General features: G+C 67.4%; 22 protein-coding genes. 9 read left to right on the forward strand and 13 right to left on the reverse strand.

Going from position 1 to position 23,053, the window contains the following annotated elements; translation table 11 throughout:
• Window positions 1–201: 201 nt before the first annotated feature.
• On the reverse strand, window positions 202–1,182 hold the full coding sequence (locus NE236_RS10215; RefSeq protein WP_252841641.1) for a LysR substrate-binding domain-containing protein: 981 nt from the start codon (window positions 1,180–1,182) through the stop codon (window positions 202–204).
• A gap of 153 nt (window positions 1,183–1,335) precedes the next feature.
• On the opposite strand from NE236_RS10215, the gene NE236_RS10220 reads away from it, so the two are divergent.
• From NE236_RS10220 to NE236_RS10240, 5 genes are all read left to right on the forward strand, one after another.
• Window positions 1,336–2,100, forward strand: coding sequence for an amino acid ABC transporter ATP-binding protein (locus NE236_RS10220; protein WP_289850216.1), 765 nt, complete (start codon window positions 1,336–1,338; stop codon window positions 2,098–2,100).
• Window positions 2,101–2,126: 26 nt separating this feature from the next.
• Complete coding sequence (locus NE236_RS10225) at window positions 2,127–3,068, forward strand: glutamate ABC transporter substrate-binding protein (RefSeq protein ID WP_252841642.1); 942 nt, start codon at window positions 2,127–2,129, stop codon at window positions 3,066–3,068.
• A 5-nt stretch (window positions 3,069–3,073) separates the two neighbouring features.
• Window positions 3,074–3,718 (forward strand): amino acid ABC transporter permease, encoded by a 645-nt coding sequence (locus NE236_RS10230; protein WP_252841643.1) that lies wholly within the window; start codon window positions 3,074–3,076, stop codon window positions 3,716–3,718.
• 80 nt (window positions 3,719–3,798) lie between these two features.
• The gene (locus NE236_RS10235; protein ID WP_252841644.1) at window positions 3,799–4,590 is read left to right on the forward strand and encodes an amino acid ABC transporter permease; all 792 of its coding nucleotides are present in this window, start codon (window positions 3,799–3,801) and stop codon (window positions 4,588–4,590) included.
• Between the two features lie 65 nt (window positions 4,591–4,655).
• On the forward strand, window positions 4,656–5,423 hold the full coding sequence (locus NE236_RS10240) for a class II glutamine amidotransferase (protein WP_252841645.1): 768 nt from the start codon (window positions 4,656–4,658) through the stop codon (window positions 5,421–5,423).
• A gap of 136 nt (window positions 5,424–5,559) precedes the next feature.
• Here NE236_RS10240 and NE236_RS10245 read toward each other — a convergent pair whose 3' ends face one another.
• The 3 genes from NE236_RS10245 to NE236_RS10255 form a co-directional block, all read right to left on the reverse strand.
• A complete protein-coding gene (locus NE236_RS10245) occupies window positions 5,560–7,173 on the reverse strand; it encodes an FAD-dependent oxidoreductase (protein WP_252841646.1) in 1,614 nt (537 codons plus the stop codon).
• A gap of 141 nt (window positions 7,174–7,314) precedes the next feature.
• Window positions 7,315–7,587, reverse strand: coding sequence for a hypothetical protein (locus NE236_RS10250; RefSeq protein ID WP_252841647.1), 273 nt, complete (start codon window positions 7,585–7,587; stop codon window positions 7,315–7,317).
• A gap of 539 nt (window positions 7,588–8,126) precedes the next feature.
• Entirely contained in the window at window positions 8,127–8,963 is an 837-nt protein-coding gene (locus tag NE236_RS10255; protein WP_372494299.1) for a helix-turn-helix domain-containing protein, read from the reverse strand.
• Between the two features lie 348 nt (window positions 8,964–9,311).
• Between NE236_RS10255 and NE236_RS10260 the strand changes: the two genes are divergently transcribed.
• Window positions 9,312–11,084 carry a tannase/feruloyl esterase family alpha/beta hydrolase gene (locus NE236_RS10260; RefSeq protein ID WP_252841649.1) on the forward strand — a complete coding sequence of 591 codons (1,773 nt, stop codon included), beginning with the start codon at window positions 9,312–9,314 and terminating at the stop codon, window positions 11,082–11,084.
• Here NE236_RS10260 and NE236_RS10265 read toward each other — a convergent pair.
• The 3 genes from NE236_RS10265 to NE236_RS10275 form a co-directional block, all read right to left on the reverse strand.
• On the reverse strand, window positions 11,018–11,368 hold the full coding sequence (locus NE236_RS10265; RefSeq protein ID WP_252841650.1) for a dihydrofolate reductase family protein: 351 nt from the start codon (window positions 11,366–11,368) through the stop codon (window positions 11,018–11,020). The two genes, NE236_RS10260 and NE236_RS10265, sit on opposite strands and share 67 nt — an antisense overlap.
• Window positions 11,369–11,372: 4 nt before the next feature.
• A complete protein-coding gene (locus NE236_RS10270) occupies window positions 11,373–11,975 on the reverse strand; it encodes a dihydrofolate reductase family protein (RefSeq protein ID WP_252841651.1) in 603 nt (200 codons plus the stop codon).
• Between the two features lie 253 nt (window positions 11,976–12,228).
• The gene (locus NE236_RS10275; protein WP_252841652.1) at window positions 12,229–13,053 is read right to left on the reverse strand and encodes a MarR family winged helix-turn-helix transcriptional regulator; all 825 of its coding nucleotides are present in this window, start codon (window positions 13,051–13,053) and stop codon (window positions 12,229–12,231) included.
• A 225-nt stretch (window positions 13,054–13,278) separates the two neighbouring features.
• Between NE236_RS10275 and NE236_RS10280 the strand changes: the two genes are divergently transcribed.
• Both NE236_RS10280 and NE236_RS10285 read left to right on the forward strand, forming a co-directional pair.
• Window positions 13,279–13,728 (forward strand): transposase, encoded by a 450-nt coding sequence (locus tag NE236_RS10280; RefSeq protein ID WP_308209073.1) that lies wholly within the window; start codon window positions 13,279–13,281, stop codon window positions 13,726–13,728.
• A gap of 769 nt (window positions 13,729–14,497) precedes the next feature.
• Entirely contained in the window at window positions 14,498–15,139 is a 642-nt protein-coding gene (locus NE236_RS10285) for a DUF4232 domain-containing protein (protein WP_252841654.1), read from the forward strand.
• A gap of 229 nt (window positions 15,140–15,368) precedes the next feature.
• Here the strand turns inward: NE236_RS10285 and NE236_RS10290 are convergent, their stop codons facing one another.
• The 5 genes from NE236_RS10290 to NE236_RS10310 all read right to left on the reverse strand — a co-directional run bounded on the left by NE236_RS10290 (window position 15,369) and on the right by NE236_RS10310 (window position 20,218).
• Window positions 15,369–15,740, reverse strand: coding sequence for an integrase core domain-containing protein (locus NE236_RS10290; RefSeq protein ID WP_252841655.1), 372 nt, complete (start codon window positions 15,738–15,740; stop codon window positions 15,369–15,371).
• A gap of 184 nt (window positions 15,741–15,924) precedes the next feature.
• Entirely contained in the window at window positions 15,925–16,077 is a 153-nt protein-coding gene (locus tag NE236_RS10295) for a hypothetical protein (protein ID WP_252841656.1), read from the reverse strand.
• Between the two features lie 165 nt (window positions 16,078–16,242).
• Window positions 16,243–17,283 carry a hypothetical protein gene (locus NE236_RS10300; protein ID WP_252841657.1) on the reverse strand — a complete coding sequence of 347 codons (1,041 nt, stop codon included), beginning with the start codon at window positions 17,281–17,283 and terminating at the stop codon, window positions 16,243–16,245.
• A 480-nt stretch (window positions 17,284–17,763) separates the two neighbouring features.
• Window positions 17,764–18,309: a hypothetical protein gene (locus NE236_RS10305; RefSeq protein ID WP_252841658.1), complete on the reverse strand. Its 546-nt coding sequence runs from the start codon at window positions 18,307–18,309 to the stop codon at window positions 17,764–17,766.
• An 883-nt stretch (window positions 18,310–19,192) separates the two neighbouring features.
• On the reverse strand, window positions 19,193–20,218 hold the full coding sequence (locus tag NE236_RS10310; protein ID WP_252841659.1) for an MFS transporter: 1,026 nt from the start codon (window positions 20,216–20,218) through the stop codon (window positions 19,193–19,195).
• A 116-nt stretch (window positions 20,219–20,334) separates the two neighbouring features.
• On the opposite strand from NE236_RS10310, the gene NE236_RS10315 reads away from it, so the two are divergent.
• Window positions 20,335–20,826 (forward strand): MarR family winged helix-turn-helix transcriptional regulator, encoded by a 492-nt coding sequence (locus tag NE236_RS10315; RefSeq protein WP_252841660.1) that lies wholly within the window; start codon window positions 20,335–20,337, stop codon window positions 20,824–20,826.
• A 255-nt stretch (window positions 20,827–21,081) separates the two neighbouring features.
• On the opposite strand, the gene NE236_RS10320 is transcribed toward NE236_RS10315, so the two are convergent.
• A complete protein-coding gene (locus NE236_RS10320) occupies window positions 21,082–23,013 on the reverse strand; it encodes a glycoside hydrolase family 15 protein (RefSeq protein WP_252841661.1) in 1,932 nt (643 codons plus the stop codon).
• Between the last annotated feature and the right edge of the window lie 40 nt (window positions 23,014–23,053).

Below are 23,053 nucleotides of genomic sequence, written 5' to 3' on the forward strand. Positions count from 1 at the left end.
CGTGGCGGCCTTCGGAACACATAAGGACCCCGCTCAGAGCTGGGATCATATTCACGCATGACCGAAACTTGTGTTACGGCTCTGATAAATCGGTGTGACGGCCAGCCTGTACGGCCGACGCCGAGGCGGGCGTCTGGTCGACCTCGCTGCCGCCAATCTGAGCCATGAGGCGGCATGTGACTCATGGCGTCCGCCAGTAGGTCAGTTGATGCGGGGCCGCGACGAACCACTGCTCGATGTGGGAGGCGTTGGAGCCGCCGGCGGGGGTCGGTGGGCGTCACGGGAGGTGGCGGCGGTGTGTAGTGCCTTGATCAATGCTTTGACCTGTGGGACGCGGTTCATGTCCGGCCACAGCAGAGCGAAGATCTGTCGCCGTGGCCAGTCCTGCAGGGGCCGAGCAACGACGCGGTGGTCGTTGTGTGCGGTGGTTCCGAGTTCGTTCATTACGGCCAGGCCGACTCGACTGGCGACAAGGCAGTGGATGGTGAGCTGGTCGTCGCTGGTCGCAGCGATCTTCGGGGTGAATCCGGCTGCCCTGCACGCGGCCATGACGCGTGATCGTTGAGTTTCCAGCACCCAGCGTTCGTCTGCGAGATCGGCGAGCGCCACGGTGGATGCGCCGGCGGCCGGGTGGTCAGCGGGGAGCAGCACGCAGCGCCGGTCGGTCATCAGCGGCACGCGGTGTAGCCGCGCGTCGGTGTGGACGGCGTCGTCTGCGACGGGGTCGTCGTCCAGGTCGCACATGAGAGCGAGGTCCACCTCGCCGGCGATCAGCAACTCGTGGGATCTGCCACATCCGGCTTGGGTAAGGACCACCTCGAGTTCGGGGTCGGTCCTGCGGAGGTCTGCGAGTGCTGCGGGTACCAGGCTGACGCAACCGCTTTGGAAAGCGGACAGACGCACGCGCCCGCCACGCGTCGCCGCGAATGGAGCGAGTTCATCTTCAGCGGCTCGCAACGCGGCGAGCACGGCCTCTGCCTGCCGCGCCAGGATTCTTCCGGCATTCGTCAGCTGGATCCTCCGGCCGGCCTTGATGACCAGCGGCGTGCCGGCCGCTCGTTCCAGCATCCGCATGTGGTAGCTCACCGCCGGCTGCGTGTAACCCAGAGTAGCCGCAGCCGCCGTGTAGGTGCCGGTACGTGCCACTTCCGTCAGGACTTCAAGATGGCGTGGGTCGAACATGAACGCCGATCATAAAGATCTTTTATTGTTCTGACAAGAATCCTTCATTGGACGAATGGAATAGCGAGACCTCATGCTTGGCGACATCGATCGTCAACGAACGCGCGCCACGTTGGCCGCTGAATGTGGAACGAGGTGATGCTCGTTATGGCTATGCCCGACAGCTTGGCCGTGGATGCCGCAGACGCGCTGGTGCGGCTGGCCAAGGTGACCAAATCCTTCGGCGACCAGATTGTGTTGCGTGATGTCGACGTTGATGTGTACGCGGGCGAGGTCGTCGTTCTTCTCGGCGCGTCCGGGTCAGGAAAGTCGACGTTGTGTCGGTGTATTAACCGGCTGGAGAGCATCGACTCGGGACAGATCGCCATCGATGGAAAGGTGTTGCCCGAGGAAGGCCGTGATCTGGCGCGATTGCGGGCCGATGTCGGCATGGTGTTCCAGTCCTTCAACCTGTTTGGGCATAAGACGGTGCTTGAGAACATCACTCTGGCTCCCGTCAAAATCCGCGGCATCTCAAAATCGGAGGCCGCGAAGCGCGCCCACGATCTATTGGAGCGGGTCGGCCTCGCCCACAAGGCGAAGGCGTATCCGGCCGAGCTCTCCGGTGGGCAGCAGCAGCGGGTCGCAATCGCCAGGGCACTGGCCATGGAGCCCAAGGTGATGCTGTTCGACGAACCGACCTCAGCGCTCGATCCAGAGATGATCAATGAGGTCCTGGACGTTATGACCGAACTCGCCGCGGAGGGAATGACGATGCTCGTCGTCACGCACGAGATGGCCTTCGCGCGACGGGTCGCCGACCGTGTCGTCTTTCTCGATCGGGGACAGATCGTCGAGACCGGCACTCCGGCTGAGTTCTTCACCAGACCGCGGACTGACCGAGCCCGCGATTTTCTGGCCAAAATTCTTACCCACTGACGAATCTCGACGATAGGGAGCATGGCATGATCCTTGTTGACGCTAGGCGGCGGATGTGCGCCGCCCTGATTCCAGCCTGCGCTTTGGTCGCCGCTGTCTCCGCATGCGGTGACGGGACAGGGCAAGGTCTTCCCCCCGCGTCGGGATCGACCGATGCGTACCAGCAGGTCATCGACGCCGCTCCGACTGCACGGGGGTCGGACATTCCGGCCGGCAGTCTGATGGCGAAGATCAAAAGTAGAGGGACGTTGATCGTCGGCGGCACCGAAACGGCGGCGTTGTTCTCGCTGAAGGATCCGATCAGCGGCAAAACCCGCGGTTTCGACGCCGGACTCGCCGCGATGCTGGCTAAATACATCACCGGAAAGCCCGATGTGAAGCTGATGCAGGTCAGCGTGAACACGCGCGAGGCGCTGCTGCAGAACGGTACCGTGGACACCGTTTTTGCCACTTACACCATCACCCCCGAACGGGCGAAGAAGGTGGCGTTCGCCGGTCCGTATTACTCATCAGGCGATGCGATCCTTGTGAGGAAGGGCGAGAAGTCGATCAACGAGGCGTCCGATCTGAACAACAAGACGGTGTGCACGGAGACCAGTTCGGTCGCCGCCAACGACATCAAGAAGGCCGCACCGAAGGCGAAAGTCGTCCTGTTCGACCAAAATACCCAATGCGTGCAGGCGGTCGAAGATGGCAGGGCTGCCGCGTACGTGCTCGATCAGGGCATCCTGCTCGGCGACGCGTACCGCGACCATAAGGTCACGGTCGTCGGCCAGCCGTTCACGACTGAGCCGTACGGTATCGGCCTGTCCCAATCGGCGCCCGAAATGAAGACATTCGTGAACAACTGGCTGAAGCTGATCCAGACCAACGGGCAATGGGCGAAGCTGTGGAAGGCGACCATCGGCACTGCGGTCAGCGGCGATGCCCCAAGCCCGTTGGCGATCGGCTCCGTCGCGGGTAGCTGATATCGGTGAATGCGATCATCGACCACAGCGGGCAGCTCGCCCACGGCCTTTTCCTCACCTTGGCGATGACCATCTGCGGATTCGCCTGCGCGCTGGCCCTCGGCGTCCTGCTCGCCGTCCTCCTGATCAGCCCGGTGGCACCGATGCGCACGCTGGCGACCGCCTATGTGGCGGTGTTCCGTAACATCCCGCTATTGGTATGGCTCGTGCTCTTCGTGTTCGGCCTCCCCGAAATCGGGATGCTGTACTCGCTGCTGACCACCGTCACGGTGGCGATGGCGCTGTATTGGGCCGCATTCATCTGCGAGGTGATCCGGTCGGGCGTCCGCACCGTCCCGCCCGGCCAGATCGAGGCCGCCCGCGCGTTGGGCTTCCGCTTCATGCAGATTCTCCGGCACCTGGTACTGCCGCAGGCGACCCGCTCGATGGTGCAGCCGCTGGGCAACATCTTCATCGCTTTGACCCTGAACACGTCGCTGGCCGCCGCAGTCGGCGTTCGGGAACTGACCGGCGAAGCCCAGTTCTTCACCATCAGGTACGACATCCCGATTCCGATCTTCGCGGTGACGACCGCGATCTATGTCCTGATGACGCTGACCGGGGGACTGGTCACCGGTCGACTGGAGCGAAAGTTGGCGATCAACCGGTGAACACAGAGGCGAACACGTTGTTCGACGTTCCCGGCCCGCGAGGTCGGCGCCGGATAAGGATCGCCACGGCTCTGTCCCTGGTGGCGATCGGCGCGCTGGCCCTCCTGGCGGTTCACCGCTTCGCCGACCACGGGATGCTGGCCGCGGACCAGTGGCGGATGTTCACTCAGTGGCCGACGCTCCGTTTTCTGCTGGTGGGAGTGCAGGCGACCGTGGTGGTCACCGCGGTCGCCGCCGCCATCGCCTTCCCTCTCGGAGCGCTTGTGGCATTGGCTCGGCTCTCCCAGTCCAGATACCTGCGCTGGCCGGCTCGCGCCTACGTGGAGATCTTCCGCGCAATTCCGATTCTGTTGCTCCTGTATGTGTTCCTGTTCGGCCTGCCCCGCCTGGGACTGACATTGCCGACCTTCTGGCAGCTCGTCGTCCCAATCGTCGCGAGCAACTCCGCAGTGATAGCGGAGATATGTCGCGCGGGAATACTCGCCCTCGATCGGGGCCAGTCCGAGGCCGCCTACAGCCTTGGCATGACATATCGGCGAGCGATGCACCACGTCGTGATTCCGCAGGCCGTACGCAAGGTGACCCCCACACTGGTAGGACAGCTGGTTCGGCTACTCAAGGACTCCACGCTCGGATACGTGGTCAGCTACATAGAACTGCTACATCAAGCCCAAGTACTGGGCGAGTATTACCACATCGTACTGCCCGCCTATCTCGTCGTGGCCGCGGTGTACGTCGCGATCAACATGGCACTGTCGCGACTTGCCCATCATCTTGAGAATCGCACAGGTCTGCGTGTTCGACGGACGCGAAAGACGTCGGATACCGCAAGGACTCGCTTGATCAGCCCATTTCTCGGACGCACACGCTGAAGCGTTTGATCAATCAACTACATATCGCGCTATGACGCCATGCGTCACGGACAAGGATCTCTTCTATGTGTCGCCTGCTCGGTGTTGTCTCAAAGGCGCCCAGTCGCCTGACCGACACACTTTCCGATATGCTCGAACAATTTACTGAACTATCCGGCGAACACGCGGATGGTTGGGGGATTGCGGCATGGCATGATGGCGGCCTGACTGTCGTCAAAGAGGCTGTTCCAGCGTGGTCCAGTCAAAGATATGGGGAGGCGACGGAAACGGTCACGGATGCCGCTATCACGCACATACGCCTCGCCACTCCGGGCCTGGCGACCGAGCCGAACAACACCCATCCGTTTTCTACGGGCACGCTCGCGTTCGCCCACAATGGTTTTTTCGATCCACCTGACGCGATTGACGAGTTGATTGATCCCGATCTCCTGGCCGATGCCGGGGGCGGTACTGATTCGGAGCGCTACTTCCTTCGCGTCTTGTCGCTGCTGCGGACCGGCGATCCGGTCTCCGCGATCGCCACTGCCGCCGCCGACATACGGAGCCGGGCGGAGTTCGCCAGCCTGAACTGCCTGCTGCTGACCAAGGAGGCGCTGTACGCCTATACGGAAGAAGACCCTTCCTCGGAGGTCAGCCAACGGCGCGGACCGGAGTTCTTCCGCATCCGCTATCTAATCAAGCCCGGCCGGGTCGTGGTCGCCTCCACTGGATTCGCGGACTCCACTCCGGCCCCGTCCGATCGATCGATCCGATGGGACGTGCTGCCTCATCGCCATGTGCTAGAGATACGACGTAGCAACCTGCGAGTATCGGTTCATCGTTTCCCGGAATAACGGTTTTGGTAAGCACCGAAATGCCGGGGTGCTACGCCGCCGCCGTCGCCTCGCCGCGCGGATCGGGAGCGGCGGGGGTCACGCTGCGGAGTCCCGCGCTCGGCGTGCTCGCCACGTCTCGGCCCGGTGGCCCGGTTCAACCGTGATCCCGTGACGCGAGTGCCGCGTGGACGGAGGCCACGGCACCCGCGCCTTCGCCGACGGCGGACGCGACCCGCTTCATCGACCCCGATCTCACGTCACCGGCCGCGAAGACCCGCGGTGCGCTCGTCTGGAAGGGCAGCGGCGACGCGTATGTTTCCTGGGGAAGCCGGCTGTCGGTGAGCACGAACCCGTGGTCGTCCAGAGCCAGCCCGTCCAGCCATCCCGACGCGGGCTCGGCGCCGATGAAGCAGAACAACACCCGGCTCTCCAGCCGCTCCCGCCGGCCCTCGGGTCCTTCGACGACGACCGCCTCCAGGCCGTCCTCACCGTCGAGCGCGCGGATCTCACTCCGGACCCGTACCCGGATCAGGGGGTGCGCCCGGATCCGGTCGGACAGGTACGCCGACATGCCGTCCTCGATCGCGGCGGCGCGGACCACCATGTCGACGTTCGCTCCGCGTGAGGCGAGGAAGAGCGCCGCCTGCCCGGCCGAGTTGGCGCCTCCGACGACGGTCACCGGCCGCGACTCACACCCTCGTACGTCGAGCTCGGTCGCCGAGTACCGGATATGGCCCGCGTCCTCGAACTCGGCCCACCGGGGGACGTCCAGGCGCCGGTAACAGGCGCCCGTGGCGACGATCACCGCGCGCGTCCGTACCCGCGTTCCGTCCATCAGCGTCACGGCCGGGCGCTCCGCGTCGCCGAGGTCCAGACCCGTCACCTCGCAGGGTACGGAGATCTCGGTGCCGAACTTCAGCGCCTGAAGCATCGCTCGCCGGGTGAGTTCCTCGCCGCTGATCCCGCCGGGATAGCCAAGGTAGTTCTCGATCCGTGAGGTCGTCGCCGCCTGTCCTCCGGGACCGGCTCTGTCGAGCAGGACCGTGACGAGTCCCTCGGACGCGCCGTACACGGCCGCGGCCAGACCTGCCGGGCCCGCCCCAACGACCACGAGATCGATGTGCCCCCGGTCCGTGCCAAAGGCGAGGCCGAGCGCTCTGCCGAGCGTCCCCGGCGTCGCTTTGCGGAGTACCTCGCCATTGACGACGGCGGTGGGAAGGTCCGTCTCCTCGGCGCCGACGGCCGTCATCAGCGCGCGTCCGGGCGGCGACGTCGCGTCGAACCACGAATGCGGCAGATTCAAACGCGTCACGTACGCGCGCAACGCCCGGCCGCGCGCCTCGTCCGACCGGGCGACGATCTCCAGCGCCCCACCTGCGGACGCCCGCATGATCTCTCGCCGTACCCGGAACGTCTCGACCAGCACGTCCACGATGTCGACCTGCTCGGAGAGCACCCGGTGGAGATCCTCCGGACCGATTCTGCTGACCGTCCCGGCCCCGGTGACGCGGGCCGTCAGATAGACGGTCTGGCCGGTCAGGAGGTTGAGCTCGCCGAGGAACTCACCCGGCCCGCGGTCGTATATCACCTGCTCGGACTCGGTCACGGTCGCGTCGCGCAAGACCCGCGCGCTCGCCGTCTCCAGAAGGACCAGGTCATAAGAGTCGTCACCGGTGGCATACAGCACATCCCCGGCCTCGACGCGCTCGCTCCGGCCGTACCGCGCGAGCCGCCGGAACTGCTCGTCATCCAGAGTCGGCTCGGTCATCCTCACTCCCCCCACGTCGCGCACCAACCGCACATGCACTCTCGTTCGCCCTCATCGGCTCACGAGACCATCGAGGCGCCGCCCCCTGAAGAGGACCGACCAGACGTTTCCGTCCTGCCGGCTGCCGAGGCGCCGGCTACCTCAGTCTCCCGGAGCCGGGTTCTCGAGGGCGCCGAGCGCCTGCCCGAGCTCGTCCGGGGAGAGACGCATTCCGTCAGCACCCCCGTTCTGGAAGGTGAGCATCACGGATCGTGCGGAGGCCCAGACATCGCGGGCCCGTTCCGTTTCTCCCATGGTAAGCAGGACGCGCGCCAGCGAGTCGAAGGTGTCCGGGATCCGCTGCGCGGGCACGCCCAAAGCGTGCAGGAGGGATCTCAAAGAGTCGCCGACCGGCAGCGCCTCGGTCTCGTTCACGAGACGAGCTCATCACGGCGTGCGTGCTCACCACCGCCGCGATCAGCGCGAGGAACACCACGCTGACCGTGGTCGTCCGGCGAATACAGACCTCGGCCGACCGGCCGGAGGCACGCTGGTTCCGCATCGCCGCTCACCTGCTTCCCAGCAGGAACGAATGGGTGACGACGAACGGATGTGCGTTCGGCTCCAGTCCGGCCTCGGACACTTCGGTCCTGGGGTCAGTGTGGTCGGAAGCGGAGCTTCCTTCCCGCTGGCCCTTCGTCATTCCGCCCGGGGGCGACCCCCGGACCCCCCAGGCAGGGGGCTCCGCCCCCCGCACCCCCGCGCCGCCTCCCTCCCCCGCACGGCCGACCGCCGATCCCGGAGTCAGCACGGTCGCGGCAGAGCCCGACCCTCCGTCTGTCCCGGGGCGCGGACCCCCCGGCAGGGGGCTCCACCCCCCGACCCCCTGCCGCTTCTCTCGATACACAACTGACAGGCGGTCCCAGGGGCTCGCGCGCCCGGGCCTTCGGCGGGGCACCGAGCGTGAGCACCGCCTAGGTTCCTCCATCCGGTGCTGCGGCGGCTCGCGTGTCAGCTTCGCGCCGCACGGTCCCGATCCAGCGTTCTGCGATCGCGTTCGCCCGCGGGGCCCGGACCGGCGTCTTGATGATCCGTGCGCCGAGTGAGATGAACACTTCATCGAAGACGCTGCTGTACTTGGCGTCGCGGTCTCGGATGAGGAATCTGACGTGCTCGGCCCGCTCCCCCAGGCCCATGATCAGGTTTCGAGCCTGCTGGGCAACCCAGGTTCCGGTCGGGTTGGTCGTGACACCGATGACGTGGACGGCCCGGGTGACGTGCTCGATGAAGAACAGCACATAGATCCGCTTGAGAAACACCGTGTCGACATGGAACAGGTCGCAGGCGAGGATCCCCTCGGCTTGGGTCTTCAGGAACTGGCCCCAGCTCGGTCCGGTCCTTCGGGGTGCGGGATCCAGGCCGGCACCTTTGAGGATGTCCCGCACCGTGCTGGGCGGAACCCGGATACCGACGCCGGCGAGCTCGCCGCTGATCCGCTGATAGCCCCAAGTCGGGTTCTCTCGAGCCAGCCGCAGCACCGCTTCCCGGATGTCGCTCCTGGTGGAGGGGCGGCCTGGACGTTTCCGTCCGTAGGTCCATCTGCGGGCGATCAGATCCCGGTGCCAGCGCAGGAGCGTCGACGGCGTCACGAAGAACATCTGCCATGAAGGCCGAGGCAACAGCCGCGACAGCGCCGCCAGCAGGGCACGGTCTGCATCATTGAGATCAGGACGGTGCACCTGACGGCGTAGGACGGCGACCTGATGCCGGAGCGCGAGGATCTCCAGTTCCTTACTCCGGTCACCACGCATCAGCAGGAGCGAGAGTCGGAGGACGTGGCCGAGGATGAGGTAGAGGAAGGACCAGAACAGAACCAGCCAGGATGGCCACTACCGCACCGTGCTCGAGCCATCGACCTGCGGATCCGCAGCACTCACCCAGTTTCCGCACCCCACAGGTGTCGGCGATTACCAGCGGTAATGGAAACAGGTCAGAGGGCGTGGCGGTTTTCGCCAGGATCCGGCGCGATTTCCGGATATCCGGTTCGGTATTGACACGTGCTCGCGGCACATTTAGCTTCCGGGTGCTCCTGTCGTGAGGTCGCAGGCGTCGCCGAGATCCCGCGATCACGCGTACGCCGCGAAACGGGGAGGACACGCATGCGTGCTCGTGTACGGGGCCGGATGCCGGGACGCGCCGGCCGCACCGCCGGAGTCCGGGCGCTACCGGTCGTCCTCGCCGTCCTCGCCGTCCTCGTGATGGCCGGCGGTGGCCAGGCCGCGCCCCGTACGGCCGTGGCCGGGGTGCCCGCCGAGGTGCGCGGTTCGTCCTCCGGCCCTCCCGTGGTGCTGCCGAGGACCGACTGCGCGGCCCTCGCCGGGCAGGACCTGTCGGGGACGCCCGGCGCTCCGGCGGTCATCGGGTCCGCGACCGCGACGACCTCGCCGGACGGCTGGGCGGCCTGCGAAGTCAAGGGAACCACGGCGCCGCAGATCCAGTTCGACGTGCTCCTCCCCACCAAGACGTGGCGGCAGCGGTATCTGCAGACCGGGTGCGGGGCGTTCTGCGGGAGCGTCGACATCTACGCCGACGCGACGGACGGGTGCGTGCCGCTGACCCGCGGCGACTTCGTCATAGCCACCGACAACGAGGGGCACGTCGGCGTCTCCGGCTTCGACGGCACGTTCGGCGCCGACCCGCAGCTCCGGGTCGACTTCGGCTACCGGTCCGACCACGTCGTCGCGCTCGTCGCCAAGCGGCTCATCGCGCTCTACTACGGACAAGGCCCGCGCTACTCCTACTTCGACGGCTGCTCGCAGGGCGGCCACGAGGGGATGACCGAGGCGCAGCGCTACCCGCGTGACTTCGACGGCATCGTCGCCGGCGCCCCGGCGTCGTTGCTCACGTCGCTCATCGTGTGGTCCGCGGGCTGGCACGCCACGGCCAACACCGACGCGCGGGGCCGGCCCATCCTGACCGCCGCCAAGCTTCCCGCGCTGCACGCCGCCGTCATGCGCGAGTGCGACGCACGGGACGGCCTGGCCGACGGCCAGATCGACGACCCGCGTGCCTGCGCGTTCGATCCGCGGAGCCTGCGCTGCGCGACGGGAACCGACAGCGCGGGCTGCCTCACCGACGCGCAGATCGGTGCCGTACGCAAGCTGTACGACGGGCCACGCAACGAGCGGGGCCGGCGGATGTACCCGGGGGGTGAGCCCGTGGGCTCGGAAGTGAACTGGGCCCGCTGGGTCACCCCGACCGCCACCGGCGACCCGGCCGTGGCCGAGGGCAACGCGACGAACGCGCTGAAGTACCTCGCCTACCCGTCCGCCCGGCCGTCGGCGACACTGCACGACCTGCACTACGACTCGGCGACGTTCCGCGAGATCTACCAGCGGGCCGGCGTCTACGACGCGAGCGACCCCGACCTGACGGCCTTCCGCGCCCTGGGCGGGAAGCTCCTCCTCTGGCACGGCTGGGCAGACCAGGCAATCTCGCCGTACGGAACGATCGCCTACTACCACGCCCTCACCGAGCGCATGGGTGGGACGGACGCCACGCAGCGGTTCGCCCGCCTGTTCATGCTGCCGGGCGTCGCCCACTGCGGTGACGGTCAGGGACCGGACGCGATCGACGCGCTCACCCCCACCCTCGCCTGGGTCGAGAACGGCGTCGCACCCGACCGGCTCGTCGCCACAAAGCGCCAGGACGACACCGTCGTACGGACCCGGCCGGTCTACCCCTATCCGACCGTCGCACGCTACGACGGGAGCGGCAGCATCGACGACGCGGCGAACTTCGCACCGACACCGCCGCCCACGCGCTACGAGGACGACATCCCCTGGCTCGGGGCGTTCCGCTCCGGCTACGAGCAGACCTGCGGCTGGCACGACGGCCGCTGGTCCTGCACACCGGCGCGACGGCCGAGCTGAGCTTGGGCGGCTTGGCGTCCTACTCCCGAACCGAAGACGGGGACGCCGTCGTGGTGGTCGCCCTGCCAGCGGTCGGCGTGTTCGTAGGTGCGGCGGCCGGAGATGACGGCGCGGGTGGCCAGCGCCTCGGCGTAGACTTGTCTGTTTGGTCCCGGGTCGTTGCGCCGGTCGAGCCAGTTGAAAAGCCGGAACCCGCCGATGCCCATCGGCGTGTCCGGGCTGTCCTGCGGCCCGGTGACGTAGCCGTCCAGGGATATGGTCATGTACAGCCGGATGAGCGCCATCGTCTCAGCCTCCCGTCCGCACGCGGTAGCGCAGGTGCGTCACGCCCGGTCCGTCCGCGGCACGGAGCAGTTCGAGTTCGATGTGGTCGGGTGGCATGTCCTCAAAAAGCGGTTCGCCCTGTCCGATCAGGACCGGGACCAGGTGAATCTGCAACTCGTCGAGGACGCCTGCGGCGAGTGCCAGCTGGGCGGTGCGGGCTCCGTGGACCAGTACGTCCTTGTCGCCGGCCACGTCCTTGGCCATGTTCATCGCGGCCGTTACGTCGCTTACATAGGTGACCCCGGGCCATTGCAGCTCGGGATCGGGCTGATGGCGGCTCAGGACGAAGATCGGCACGCCGTCGTGGTGGTCGCCGCCCCAGCCGTCGGCGAGCTCGAACGTCCGCCGGCCGACGACGACCGCCCCGGTGGCCATGGCCTCGTCCATGACCTCACGGTTCACGCCCGCCAGGTGGTCGAGGTCTCTCCTGTGATCGGCGTCGGCGTCCGGCAGAAACCACTCATGCAGCCGATGCCCTTTGTCGCCGAGCCCGTTGCCCGGCGCCGCGTTCGGCCCGGCGATGAACCCGTCCACCGACATCGACATGTACAGCACGGTCTTACGCACGTTCCTGGTCCTTAATCAGTTCTGGGAGTTGCCATCCGGCAGACTCCTGGTGGGTAGCCGCTGGCAGGTGAGCACTCTTGGGTCCTGGACGTTGAGTCCTGAGAGCTACGACGGTGGTCGCTACCGCTTCGATGGGCTCATCGTCCTTTAGCGCGGCGGCGCCGTCGGCTGCACCGTGCGGGTGACCCGCGCAATGACCTGCTCATCTCGGTGGCCGAGCTGGGGGTCGTGGCCGTCGCCCGCATGCGCCCGCTCAGTCGTCGACGGCCTTTACCGCGGCGGCGATCGGCTCGAGCCCGGCGACCAGCTCGTCGAGTTCGTCCGTGCTGAGCACGTCGTAGGCCGGTGCCGCCAGTTCGTCGGTGAGGGCCTCGATCCGCTCCCTGGTCTCCCGGCCAGCGTCGGTGAACCCGCCGGCGGCGTCCACGAGGCCGCGGCCGCGCAGCCCGTCGACGACAGCGGCCAGCTGTGCCTTGGGCAGGTGGTGGATCCGGCCGAACTCCTCCGCCCTCATTTCGAGGGAGAGAGCGAGGAGGACGTGGGCCTCGGTGCCGCCGATGCCGTGGGCGACGAGGGCGGCGTTGTGGCCGTCCCCGCGATGCTCGCGCAGCAGCGTGGCCGCGTGCCAGAGCCTGGCCACCGGCTCCTCGGGCACGTCGAGCGCCCGGAGCCCGGCGTACAGCGCTCGGCCCTCGGTCGGCGCGCTGACCGCTGCTCGGGTGGCGAGGTCGGTGACCCGTACCAGACCGGGGGAGTCGGCGAGCTCCCCGATCATCTGCCGCAGCGCGGCGGCGCTGCCCCGCTCGCGCACGGCGATCGCCTCCTCCGGGGTGGTCTTCCCCCAAACCCACGGGATGTGGCGCGCCACCTCGCCGTCGGCGAAGTTGTAGAAGACCGCGTGCACCACCCCGGCCGGTGCCAGCCTCAGCGGCGCGGCCCGGCCCGCGAAGTATCCGTCCCAGTAGTTGCGCATCCCAAGGGCCAGGAACTCCTCGTTGGGCACCTCGGAGAAGGTGACGGTGGCGATCGGCTCGACGAGCTCGAACATACGGTGGACCTTGGCCTGTGGGTGCGGCATCGGTCGCATCTCCTGTGGTCGTGGCAGCGCCCCTGGTGGGCGGCCTCTCACCCTGGCTACGAACGACGCGGCCCGGATCCGACAACTCCGGTCGATTCTGCCGGGCAGTTTTTGGGTGTCACACGGACTCGGTCGCCGCTCGGTTGCCGTGGTCTGGTTGCCGGCTGGGCCGAACTCGGTCCGTGCCCACCCACGCGGAACCCCGGCTTCGTCCTGACCGACCAGGTGTGGAGGTGCCACTCGACCACTCCACCTTCCGGGCGGCACCCGACGACGGGGCGCACGATCGAGGTGTTCGCGCGCGAGGTGGTCGCTCCGGGCTCGACCATCCACACCGACGGCGCCCAGGGGCTGCGCCGGCCGGCCGACATGGGCTACACCCACCACTACACCGCCGGGTACAACGCCGCGAACCGACCTGCCGTCCTGCCCGCCGTCTACCTGATCGCATCCCTGCTCAGACGCTGGATCGCTGGCACCTTGCACCATCGCGTCAGGAACGAGCAGCTGCCGTACTACCTCGACGAGTGCACCTTGCGGTTCGACCGCCGCGCCGCCTACAAGCGCGGCCTGCTGTTCTACCGGCTCTTCCCGCAAGCCGTCGTCACCGACCCGCACCCGCTGCATGACCTGCAACGCCCCACAGACCCCGGATACCCCGGATACCCCGGATAACAGCCCAGAGATCCCGGATGGTGACCTGGTAGGTCACGATGAGTCCCGGGCGCGCGGGAGTGCACGAAGGACTGCGGATCACCCTTGCTACGAACACCTCTGGCCCGATCCGACACCGCCGCCCCGACCTCTTTCCGAACCGGCGGCGAACACGTCCCGGCGGCGCAGGCGCGGCGTGCAGGTGCATCACCGCGCACAGCGTGAACGCAGCCTTGTCGACCTGACCTGCGGGCGGGCCGGGGGTAGCGAGCGCCGGCGGCCCGCGACCGGGCGTCGTCGCTGCGGTCGAACAGGACCTGACCGAGATCCAGGAGCTCGACCTGGTGAAGGTCGTAGAACAGAAAGCGCAGGACGCCCACTCCACGCTGCGAGCCCCGGTGCTGGTGGACGACACCGGCCTAACGTGCGACGCATAATCATCCAGGTCCAACGGCCAGCCCGCCACGACGCCACGCCTGTCACCAACGGTGACTCATACACCACCTCCGTGGACGCAACCCCGTCGCAAGATCCGGTGCGTTCACGATGTCGTTCAGGAGCCGCGGACTCCACCGGACTGTCGCGGCTCGCTGTGGTTGAGCCGCTACGCGACCCAACCGACCTCACGAAACATCAAGGCTAATAAGATTCTTTGCTGGCCTCCCGGGTTCGCGTGACATCCGTCACGGCAGAAAAAACGGGGAATCCGACTTTCCCGGCGAACCTCCATGCCGTTACCGGACATCGAACTGATTAACCGAGTCAGTAAGCAACCGGGGAGGCTTTACCCATGCAGTTCAAGCGCCTGCGTACGACCGCTGCTCTGGCTTGCGGTGGCGGGATGATCGCTCTCGCCCTCACCGGCTGCAACGCCGACGGCACGGCGTCGGTGGCGTCGAGTTCATCGGCGAAGACGGCGCCAGCCGCCAATAGCACTCATGACCAGAAATCGGCGGCGTACACCGGTCAGAGTGACACGCCGAGCTGCATGGCATCCGAGCTTAAAGCCGATCTGCAGCTTCAAGATCCCGAGTCCAACGGATTGGAAGCGGAATTGAAAGCGGAAAAGGCGGCTGCCACGCTGATCCTCACCAACCGGTCGGGCGAAATCTGCTACCTGCCTGCCGGCTGGACGCCGCTCGGGAAGGGCGGGCAGAACAACTACACCGCGATTCCCGCGACTCAGGTGAGCTACCCCGGCGCAGGTACGAGAATCACGCTGCGGCCCGGGCGTTCGGCCTTCGCCGGAACCAAGTGGCACACCACAAAGGGCTGCCCCGGTGGCACCACCGACGACCTCGGCGTCGCCTGGCATAGCACCTGGATCCCGCTCACCTACCACGGCCTCGACGACGGCTACCAGCCGCCGATCTGCGACAGCCTCACCCTGGGGACACTCCAGCCCACCATGAACGGCGTCAACTTCACCTGACCCACCCTGAACGGGACGGGCCAGGCATACGGGGCCGCAGGGAGCGGGAACGTGGGAGGTCCCGCTCTCTGCGCGCGTCAGATGCGGGCCGGTGGCCGCGACATTGAGGGCGCAGCCCGACGGCGCCATCGACCAATGCGCCAAGTGCCTCGGCTGCCAGAAGGTGCATGTCGCCTCGGCGGCTTGGGTGTGCCGCTCGAATATTGGGTTACGCAGCCTGGGCCTGGGGTTATGCGGCGCGGTGGTATTCATTGATCACGCCGGTGACCACAGGTCTTCGCCGGACGGATCGTAGGTCGGTGAGCTCGGCTGCGCGCGGGGTCGGCCTGGTTTCGGTATCCGGGGGCCACTGTCGCCGAGACTGGTGCGGGCGGTGGAGGTTGTAGTGGATCAGGTACTCGCGGAGCACCCGGGCCAGATGCCGTTCGCCGAGGATCAAGATCCGGTCCAGGAGTTCGCGGCGGAGGGTGCCGGTGACGCGTTCACCTTGTCCTCCGGAGGATGCCCCGGCCTTCAGGCCGGAGAGGAATCCGGACTCCGCCAGGAACGGCCCGGCGTAGCCGGGACGGCCTGAGAACGGAGTCCACCGACATACGGTCATTCGGCTTACATGGGAATCGACGCGCCGGTGGCCGGTCGTCCTGGTCGGTGTAGGTCCATTTGCGGGAGACCACGTTACGGTGCCAGCGCAGGATCGTGGCTGGGGTGACCGGGAAGATCTGCGGCCACCGTCGGCGGTTTACCAGCCGCGACAACGCCGCGAGCCAGAGCCGGTCGGCGTGGTCCTACCGCGGTCGGCCGCACAGCTGCCGACGCAGCATCTGGTTTTCGTGGCGGAGCACCAGCAGCTCGACGTCTTTGGACACATCGGAACGGACCAGCATCTTCAACAGGCCGAGCAGAGACCTGACCAACTGGTAGACCAGCGACAACAACACCCCGAGATTGTCCCAGCCACGGCACCGATCCCGCAGCGAATCCCCAGCTCAAGGCACCCAACCGAGTTTCCGAGCGGGACACCGTTCAACTGCACGTCGGTGAGCTGAAACGCGATACTCCCCTCTCACCCGAGCGGGGGAGGGGAGTACGGCATGTGGTCGGGGCTAATGGCAGGTGGTCATGGTGTGGCAGGCGAGGGTGTCGCGGACGCCGGGACCCCAGGCGAGTTCGAGGTCGCTGTTGCCGATGCTGGCCGATGGGGGGCTGTGCACGATGCCGACGGCTTCGATGAACACCTGGGGCATTGTGTTCCAGTAGATGCCGTTGTTGAACCAGCCGACGCCCCAGTGGTCGGGGGCGTGGACGATCTCTGTGCCGCCGTTGCAGACCTGGCGGGTTTCGCTGTAGTTGACTCCGATGCTGACGCCGGACTGGCTGTAGCCGAGGTTTCCGCCCCAGGTCTGGCTGTTGCAGTCGCTCGTCGTCACCGCTGGTGGTGGCGTGGAGCCGACGACGGTGTTGCCGGGCCCGTACCAGATGAGGACGTACAGGTTCTTCGGCGTCAAGAGCCCGGGGTTCTCGATACCCCAGACGTCGTCGGCGACGTACCAGTCGCCGCCGTTCTGCCACATGATCTTGCGCTGGAAGCAGCCGGAGACGGATGCGGCGTCGACGCTCGGGCTTCCGAAGAGGCAGCCGGAGCGGTAGTAGGGCGGGTCCAGGTAGTCGGCGGTCACGCCGCCTTGGCGGGGCTGCTTGCCCTTTAGGGCCTTCTTCGGGATGCCCGCGTTCACCGCGTCGTTGTAGACGGACCGGCCGGCGGCCGTGTAGGCATAGGCGGCCTTGAGGATGTTCTTCTTCTCGATAGGGGCGAAGGACACGCGGACGGTCCGGTAGTCGCCGTGGCGGGACTTGCCGCCGTCGACGTGGAGGGTGACGCCTGGGCTTCCGGCGTAGGTGAAGGTGTGTCCGTGCTTGTCCCTCCAGCGTGAGGTGACCGAGCCGTCACGGTTGCGGTGCTCGAAGGCCAAGTGCAGTCCCTTGGCGGCAGCGTCGCCGACGATCTTGACGGCCTTGGAAGAGGCGATGGGATGCTCGACGTTGGAGACGGACGCCGTTGCTGACGGCGCCAACGCCGCCAGCAGTGCGGCTGTCGCCATCCCGGCGGTGGCGGTCAGACGCCGCCACGAGTGAGTGAGTTTCAACAGATCTCCCTTGTGTATGGGTGAACCCTGACTTGCGGGGGTTGCGGGTAAGTACGGGCCGTGCGCTGATGTCCGCGACACCTGGACGCATGCCGCCGTCGCGACGCCGGAGTCGCGATAGGGGTTGGAGACCGCTGCTGCATGTGCTGGTCGCGCAGGCGGCGACCGGGTATATCCGCCGCTCCAGCTGGTGATGGGTGCTCCGGAGGAGGGTGGCCGTAAGAGGCACCGCTGACGAGGACGGCGCACCCGCCGGACGCTGCGCGGCTGATCTTCAGGAATTCCTGCACGTACTTGGCGGTGCCGTCACTGCCCCACACGCCCTGGAGTTTCGTCAGTGCCCCGCAAGTTGACAGGTCGGGGAGCAGGCAGCGTGGCGTGCTTCCCATCAGGGCGCGCATCTTGCGTCCTAGGTGTGGTCGCCCCCTTTCGGGGCGGGCCCTTCACTCGCGCGTTCCTTGGGGGGGCGTCAGCCGGGGATCAGCAGGAGTAGCCCTGGATGCCGCCGCCGATGTTGCGGCCATAGGAAAACTGCCACCAGTCGGTGGCGATCGTGGTCAGGCAGCCGGAGCCGATCTGGGCGCTTGCGAGGGCGCGGAAGGACTTTGGCGCGCCGTATGCGTCGATGTTCACGCCGTGCGAGATCGCCTGACAGTTCCTCGTGCAGTCAGCGTACTGGTCGACATAGCCGTCGGCTTCGCCTGCGGCGAAGGGAACGTGCTCGAGCTCGTCCTCGACCCATACCTTGAGGGTGAAATTCGTGGACGTGGAGGGGTTCTGGTCCCAGGACATCGTCGCGTAGGTGAACCGGTTGTTGGGGTCACAGCCGTTGTACCAGAGCTGGAGGGTGGCGACGTTCACGCTCGGGGCCGGGCCCAGCCAGACGTTCTCTGCCTTGTTGATGGGGATGGTGCCGCACGCCTGGGCGGGTGTGGGTGTGGAGATCGCCAGGGCGACGAAGGAGCCGATGGCGAGGACAGGGGTCGTGAATACGGTGGCGAGACGACGTTTACCCGATGCGATCACTCGAGTGCCTTTCTGCTGACAGTTCGAAGTACTGCGGGAGACCACAAGATCATCGTGAGAGTTGCCCGTAAAGTACCTGTGTGCGAGGTTATTTCTTAAGCCGCGGGTGAGGCGCGAGTGTGGGAGCGAGATCATCTGCTGTGTTCTCGCCAGGCCTGTACACAGGCCGGGTGGAGTGAGAGAACGATCGCAGAGTTTCCCACGTTCTGCGGCGGAGCCGCCGTCCACATGTCCCAATTCTCGCGGCCGTCACTGGTGTTGCAGGCCACCCACGTCGTCGCCGACGAGTGCGGTCCGTTGGGGCCTCGCTTGGCATGCTCATCACTTGGGTCTGGCCACCTCCCCTGGTCGCCTCAAGCACGGAATCCGAAGGCACGCTCCGCACGCATTGCCTGCCCATTGGTCTTCGGTGAGCCCCGCTACGGTGACGCTATGGACGCGGGTCCGTCGGCCGTCCTAGATTCGTCCTAGTGCGAGGTCGGCCGGGGGATCGGCGCTGATCGTCAAGTGCCGGGGGGAACATGAGATTCGGCGTGCTGGGGCCGTTACACGCCCAGATCACCGGGCGCGAGGTCCGGCTCGACGGACCGCGGCAGGCCAAGATGCTGGCCGCGTGCTGCGCCGCTGCGGGAACCTGCCGCTGGCCATCCGGGTGGCCGCCGCGCGGCTGCGGCACCGGCCCGCATGGACGCTCGACACCTTGGTGGAACGGCTGCGCGAGGGCGAGCTGGCGGTGTCAGAGGTGTTCGGGATGTCGCTGCGGCAGCTCGATCCCGCCCAGCGGCGGATGTTCCGGCTGCTGGGGCTGGTGCCGGGCGAGGACATCGACGCGTACGGCGCGGCCGCCCTGGCAGGGATCCCGCTGGGCAGCGCCCGTTCCCTGCTAGAGGACCTGGTCGACGTCCATCTGCTTCAGGAGCCGGTGGCGGGTCGCTACCGGATGCACGACTTGCTGCGGCAGGTCGCCCGTGCCGACGACGCCGCGGCGGACCCTGGACCGGCGATCGCCCGGCTGGGCGACTACTACCTGAGCGGCATGCTGGCCGCGAAGGAGGTGATCGAGCTGGTCGTCGTCCCCGTGCCGGCCACCGTGTCGCAGCAACCTCCCGCGCTTCCCGACCTCACCCGTGACGGAGCCCTCGACTGGCTGGACACCGAGTGGCACAACATCACCGCGACGTTCTCGCTCGCCGTGGAGCACCACCAGCGGCAGCACGATCGCGACCAGGGCAGCGGCCAGGAACAGGTTGCCCAGCACATCGATGCGGCCGCGGCTGCGCTCCTGGCCGGCCGGTATCCACTTCGCGCCCAGCACCAGGATCACTACGGCGAGGGGGATGTTGACGGCGAAGATGGTCCGCCAACCCCAGCCGAACAGGTTCCAGTCGGTCAGGACACCGCCCAGCAGCACGCCGACGGCGACGGCTACGCCGGCGATCGCACCGTACACGGCGAAGACCTTGCCGCGTTCGGCGCCGTCGAACATGACGCGAAACGAGCCCAGCACTTGCGGCAGCAGGACGGCCGCCGCGACACCCTGCACGGCCCGGGCGGCGATCAGCTGCCCGGGGTCGGAGGCGATCGCGCTGACCAGGCTCGCCACGGCGAACAGGGCGACACCGCCCAAGAACAGCTTCTTCCGGCCGAACCGGTCGCCCAGGTGTCCGGCAATGATCAGAGTGGCGGCGAAGCCCAGCATGTAGGCGGACACGGTCCATTCCAGCTGGGCCGGAGTGGCCGACAGGCCCCTGCCGATCGACGGAAGCGCGGTGTTCACGATCGAGCCGTCGATCATGTCGAGCAGCGCCGCCAGGATCATGACGATCGCGGCCGCCCAGCGCTTGACGTAGGAGGCGCCGCCGCCTTCGTCTGTGGTACCCAGGCTTCCCTGGGGTGCCGTAGAGGACATGTTTCCTCCCAAAGTTCCTCGACTATGATGTATCTCGAATCTCGAGCTAATAACGATGCAGGGAGGTAGCTCGAATGTCAAGCGAAAGGGAATCTGGTCCAGACCTTGGCAAAGTTGTGCAGACCTACCAGGCGGCCGTCGATGACTTCGATCGCGAGCTCGCCCGGCTGCTGGGTGTCAACGAGACCGACCTGCGCTGCCTGGAGATCCTGCTGGACGTCGAGGAGACGGCCCCCCGCGAACTGAGCGCCCAGTTGGGCCTGAGCACCGGCAGCGTCACCGCCATGCTCGACCGCCTGGAGAAGCTCGGCTACCTCACCCGCAGCCCGCACCCCACCGACCGCCGCAAGACCGTCGTGCGCGCCACCGCGGACTTCACCGAACACGCCTACGGCCTGATGGCCCCGTTCCTCCACGACGTCACCGAGCGGCTCTTGCCCCGCTACACACCCGAGCAACTCACCGTCATCGCCGACTTCTTCGCCCGCAACCGCGATATCCAGCAGGAGCACACCGAACGCCTGCGGCAGATCCCCGCGTCCCACCCGCCCCGCACGGGCGGCCGCCAGGCACCCGGACCCCGTAACCGCGCCACCGGCCCCAAGTGATCTCAGCGCCTCAGCGTGCCCTCGAGCCGACGGGCGGCGGCACCCGATGGCCACGGCGCGGCGTGCACGTCGAGTTATCCGTGCTCGCCGGCCTCGGCGCAGGCTGCGGTGCGCAAGATCGAGCAGGGCGCCAAGCCGGCGGACGTCACGGCCCAGATCAGCAAGGCATGGGAGATGACGCGGATCAGGGCACGCACCCCGGAGACCCGGCCTACTCGGTCACCGTGCTCACGCTGAAACCGCCGTCGCCGGGCCCTACCGTGCCGCCAAGGCGGCGGCGCCGACACCCACTCGGTCCGCGGCCGTAGGCGCCGGTGACCGGTGCGTCAGGAACGGGTCCGGACAGGAATGACGGTGGCCGTGGATTCGTCCGCCGTCTGCGTCGCGGATGGCGCGCGCGGCGTTGATCAGGCCGATGTGACTGAACGCCTGCGGGAAGTTGCCGAGGGGTTCTCCGGTCGAGGAGTCGACCTCTTCGGCGAGGAGGCCGACGTCGTTGGCGTGTGAGGCGGCGGTCTGGAACACCTGCTCGGCGGGCGCGCGCCGGCCTGTGAGGGCCAGTGCGTGCGCGAGCCAGAATGTGCACAGGAGGAAGGCGCCTTCTCTCCCCACGATCCCGTCGCAGGTGTCGTAGCGGCGTATCAGCCCGCGTGAGTCTGTCAGCCGGGTGGCGATGGCCGCGACGGTGGCCCGTACCCGGGGATCGTCGCCAGGCAGGAATCCGACGATCGGGATGGTCAGCGCGGACGCGTCGAGTTCGGTGCCGCCGAACGCCTGGGTGAACGTGCCGGCCCGCGGATTCCAGCCCTCCGTGAGGATCGCGTCGCGAATCTGGGCGCGGGTACGCCCCCAGTCGTCGACGAGGGCGGTGGCCCCCAGGACGGGAGCCAGGGCGATCGCCCGGTCGAGCGCGACCCAGCACATGAGCTTCGAGTGCAGGAAGTGCCGGCTCGGCCCGCGGGTCTCCCAGATGCCCTGGTCCGGCTCCCGCCAGCGACGGGCGGCTGTTTCGGCCGCGCCACGCAGGAAGGCTCGTGTGACCCCGTCGAGGTGCTGCTCGGTCGCGTCGTAGGAGAGCCGATGGGCCGCGTCGAGCATCTCGCCGTAGATGTCGAGTTGTCGTTGCCGCCATGCATCGTTGCCGACGCGCACCGGTGTGCTGCCACGCCAGCCGGTCAGGTGGGGGAGCGGCCGTTCGGTCAGGTCACATTCGCCGCCGATGCCGTACATGATCTGCAGGTCCACGCCACGGTCGGGCTGCGTGGCCGCGGAGCGGGCGAGGAAGGTGAAGAACGCGGCCTGCTCTCTCTCACACGCGGATGCGGTGGTGAGGGCCTGCACGGTCATGCTGGCGTCCCGGATCCAGGTGTAGCGGTAGTCCCAGTTGCGCTGCCCGCCGACGTGTTCGGGCAGGGATGTGGTGGCCGCGGCGACGATCGCTCCCGTGGGGGCGAATGTCAGGGCGCGCAGCACCCGTCCGCTGTGTCCGACCTTGTCCTGCCATGGTCCCCGGTAATTTGTGTGCAGCCGGGACCAGGAGCGCCAGCCCGCGATCGTGTCCCTGATGCGGCGGTGGATGAGCCGTGGGGTCCAGCGCGCCGGCTCGGTCTCCCAGGCGGGGCGGGCATCCAGGGCCATGCCGAGGCGGTCCCCGGCTCTGAGCGTGACCGCGGTGTGCGCGGTCGAACCGCGCACCTGAAAGTCGATGGGCGTTGACAAGGTGAGCACCTGGGCGCCGCCACGGGCGATCAGAGCGCCGCGCCGGCGTTCCAGCAGGGGGTGGACCAGCCCGAACTCGGGGCGAGGCGCATAGGTCACCTCCAGGTCGACACGCCCGTCGACGCAGATCGCCTCGCGCAGCAGGACGCCGGGGGAGGACACACCCAGCCCGTGCCCGCGTTCGTGTTCGCCCAGGGCCAGCGCGTCGACGAGCACGACCGTGCCGCCTGGGCAGTGGAAGGTCGTCTCCAGGACGAGAGTGTCCGTCAGGTACCTGCGGGTGACCTCCGCGGGCCCGGACGGGCGGATGGACCAGTGCCCGGCGTCCTCATCCAGCAGCCTGGCGAAGATCGCCGGACTGTCGAAGCGGGGCGAGCACAGCCAGTCCACCGAGCCGTCGGAGGTGACCAGGGCGGCCGAGCGGCAGTCGGACAACAGGCCGTGATCACTGATCGGCCGGGTGCTCACGCCGTATCTCCGCGCTCACGGCAGTGACATGCCGACTTCC

This window comes from Actinoallomurus purpureus (assembly GCF_024055795.1).
GTDB lineage: Bacteria > Actinomycetota > Actinomycetes > Streptosporangiales > Streptosporangiaceae > Actinoallomurus > Actinoallomurus purpureus.

Excerpts from the sequence above, each read along its gene's own strand:
- NE236_RS10215 (WP_252841641.1), bottom strand. The coding sequence starts at position 1,182 with ATGTTCGACCCACGCCATCTTGAAGTCCTGACGGAAGTGGCACGTACC.
- NE236_RS10220 (WP_289850216.1), top strand. The coding sequence starts at position 1,336 with ATGCCCGACAGCTTGGCCGTGGATGCCGCAGACGCGCTGGTGCGGCTG.
- NE236_RS10225 (WP_252841642.1), top strand. The coding sequence starts at position 2,127 with ATGATCCTTGTTGACGCTAGGCGGCGGATGTGCGCCGCCCTGATTCCA.
- NE236_RS10240 (WP_252841645.1), top strand. The coding sequence starts at position 4,656 with ATGTGTCGCCTGCTCGGTGTTGTCTCAAAGGCGCCCAGTCGCCTGACC.
- NE236_RS10245 (WP_252841646.1), bottom strand. The coding sequence starts at position 7,173 with ATGACCGAGCCGACTCTGGATGACGAGCAGTTCCGGCGGCTCGCGCGG.
- NE236_RS10255 (WP_372494299.1), bottom strand. The coding sequence starts at position 8,963 with ATGCGTGGTGACCGGAGTAAGGAACTGGAGATCCTCGCGCTCCGGCAT.
- NE236_RS10260 (WP_252841649.1), top strand. The coding sequence starts at position 9,312 with ATGCGTGCTCGTGTACGGGGCCGGATGCCGGGACGCGCCGGCCGCACC.
- NE236_RS10265 (WP_252841650.1), bottom strand. The coding sequence starts at position 11,368 with ATGGCGCTCATCCGGCTGTACATGACCATATCCCTGGACGGCTACGTC.
- NE236_RS10275 (WP_252841652.1), bottom strand. The coding sequence starts at position 13,053 with ATGCCGCACCCACAGGCCAAGGTCCACCGTATGTTCGAGCTCGTCGAG.
- NE236_RS10285 (WP_252841654.1), top strand. The coding sequence starts at position 14,498 with ATGCAGTTCAAGCGCCTGCGTACGACCGCTGCTCTGGCTTGCGGTGGC.
- NE236_RS10290 (WP_252841655.1), bottom strand. The coding sequence starts at position 15,740 with ATGACCGTATGTCGGTGGACTCCGTTCTCAGGCCGTCCCGGCTACGCC.
- NE236_RS10310 (WP_252841659.1), bottom strand. The coding sequence starts at position 20,218 with ATGTCCTCTACGGCACCCCAGGGAAGCCTGGGTACCACAGACGAAGGC.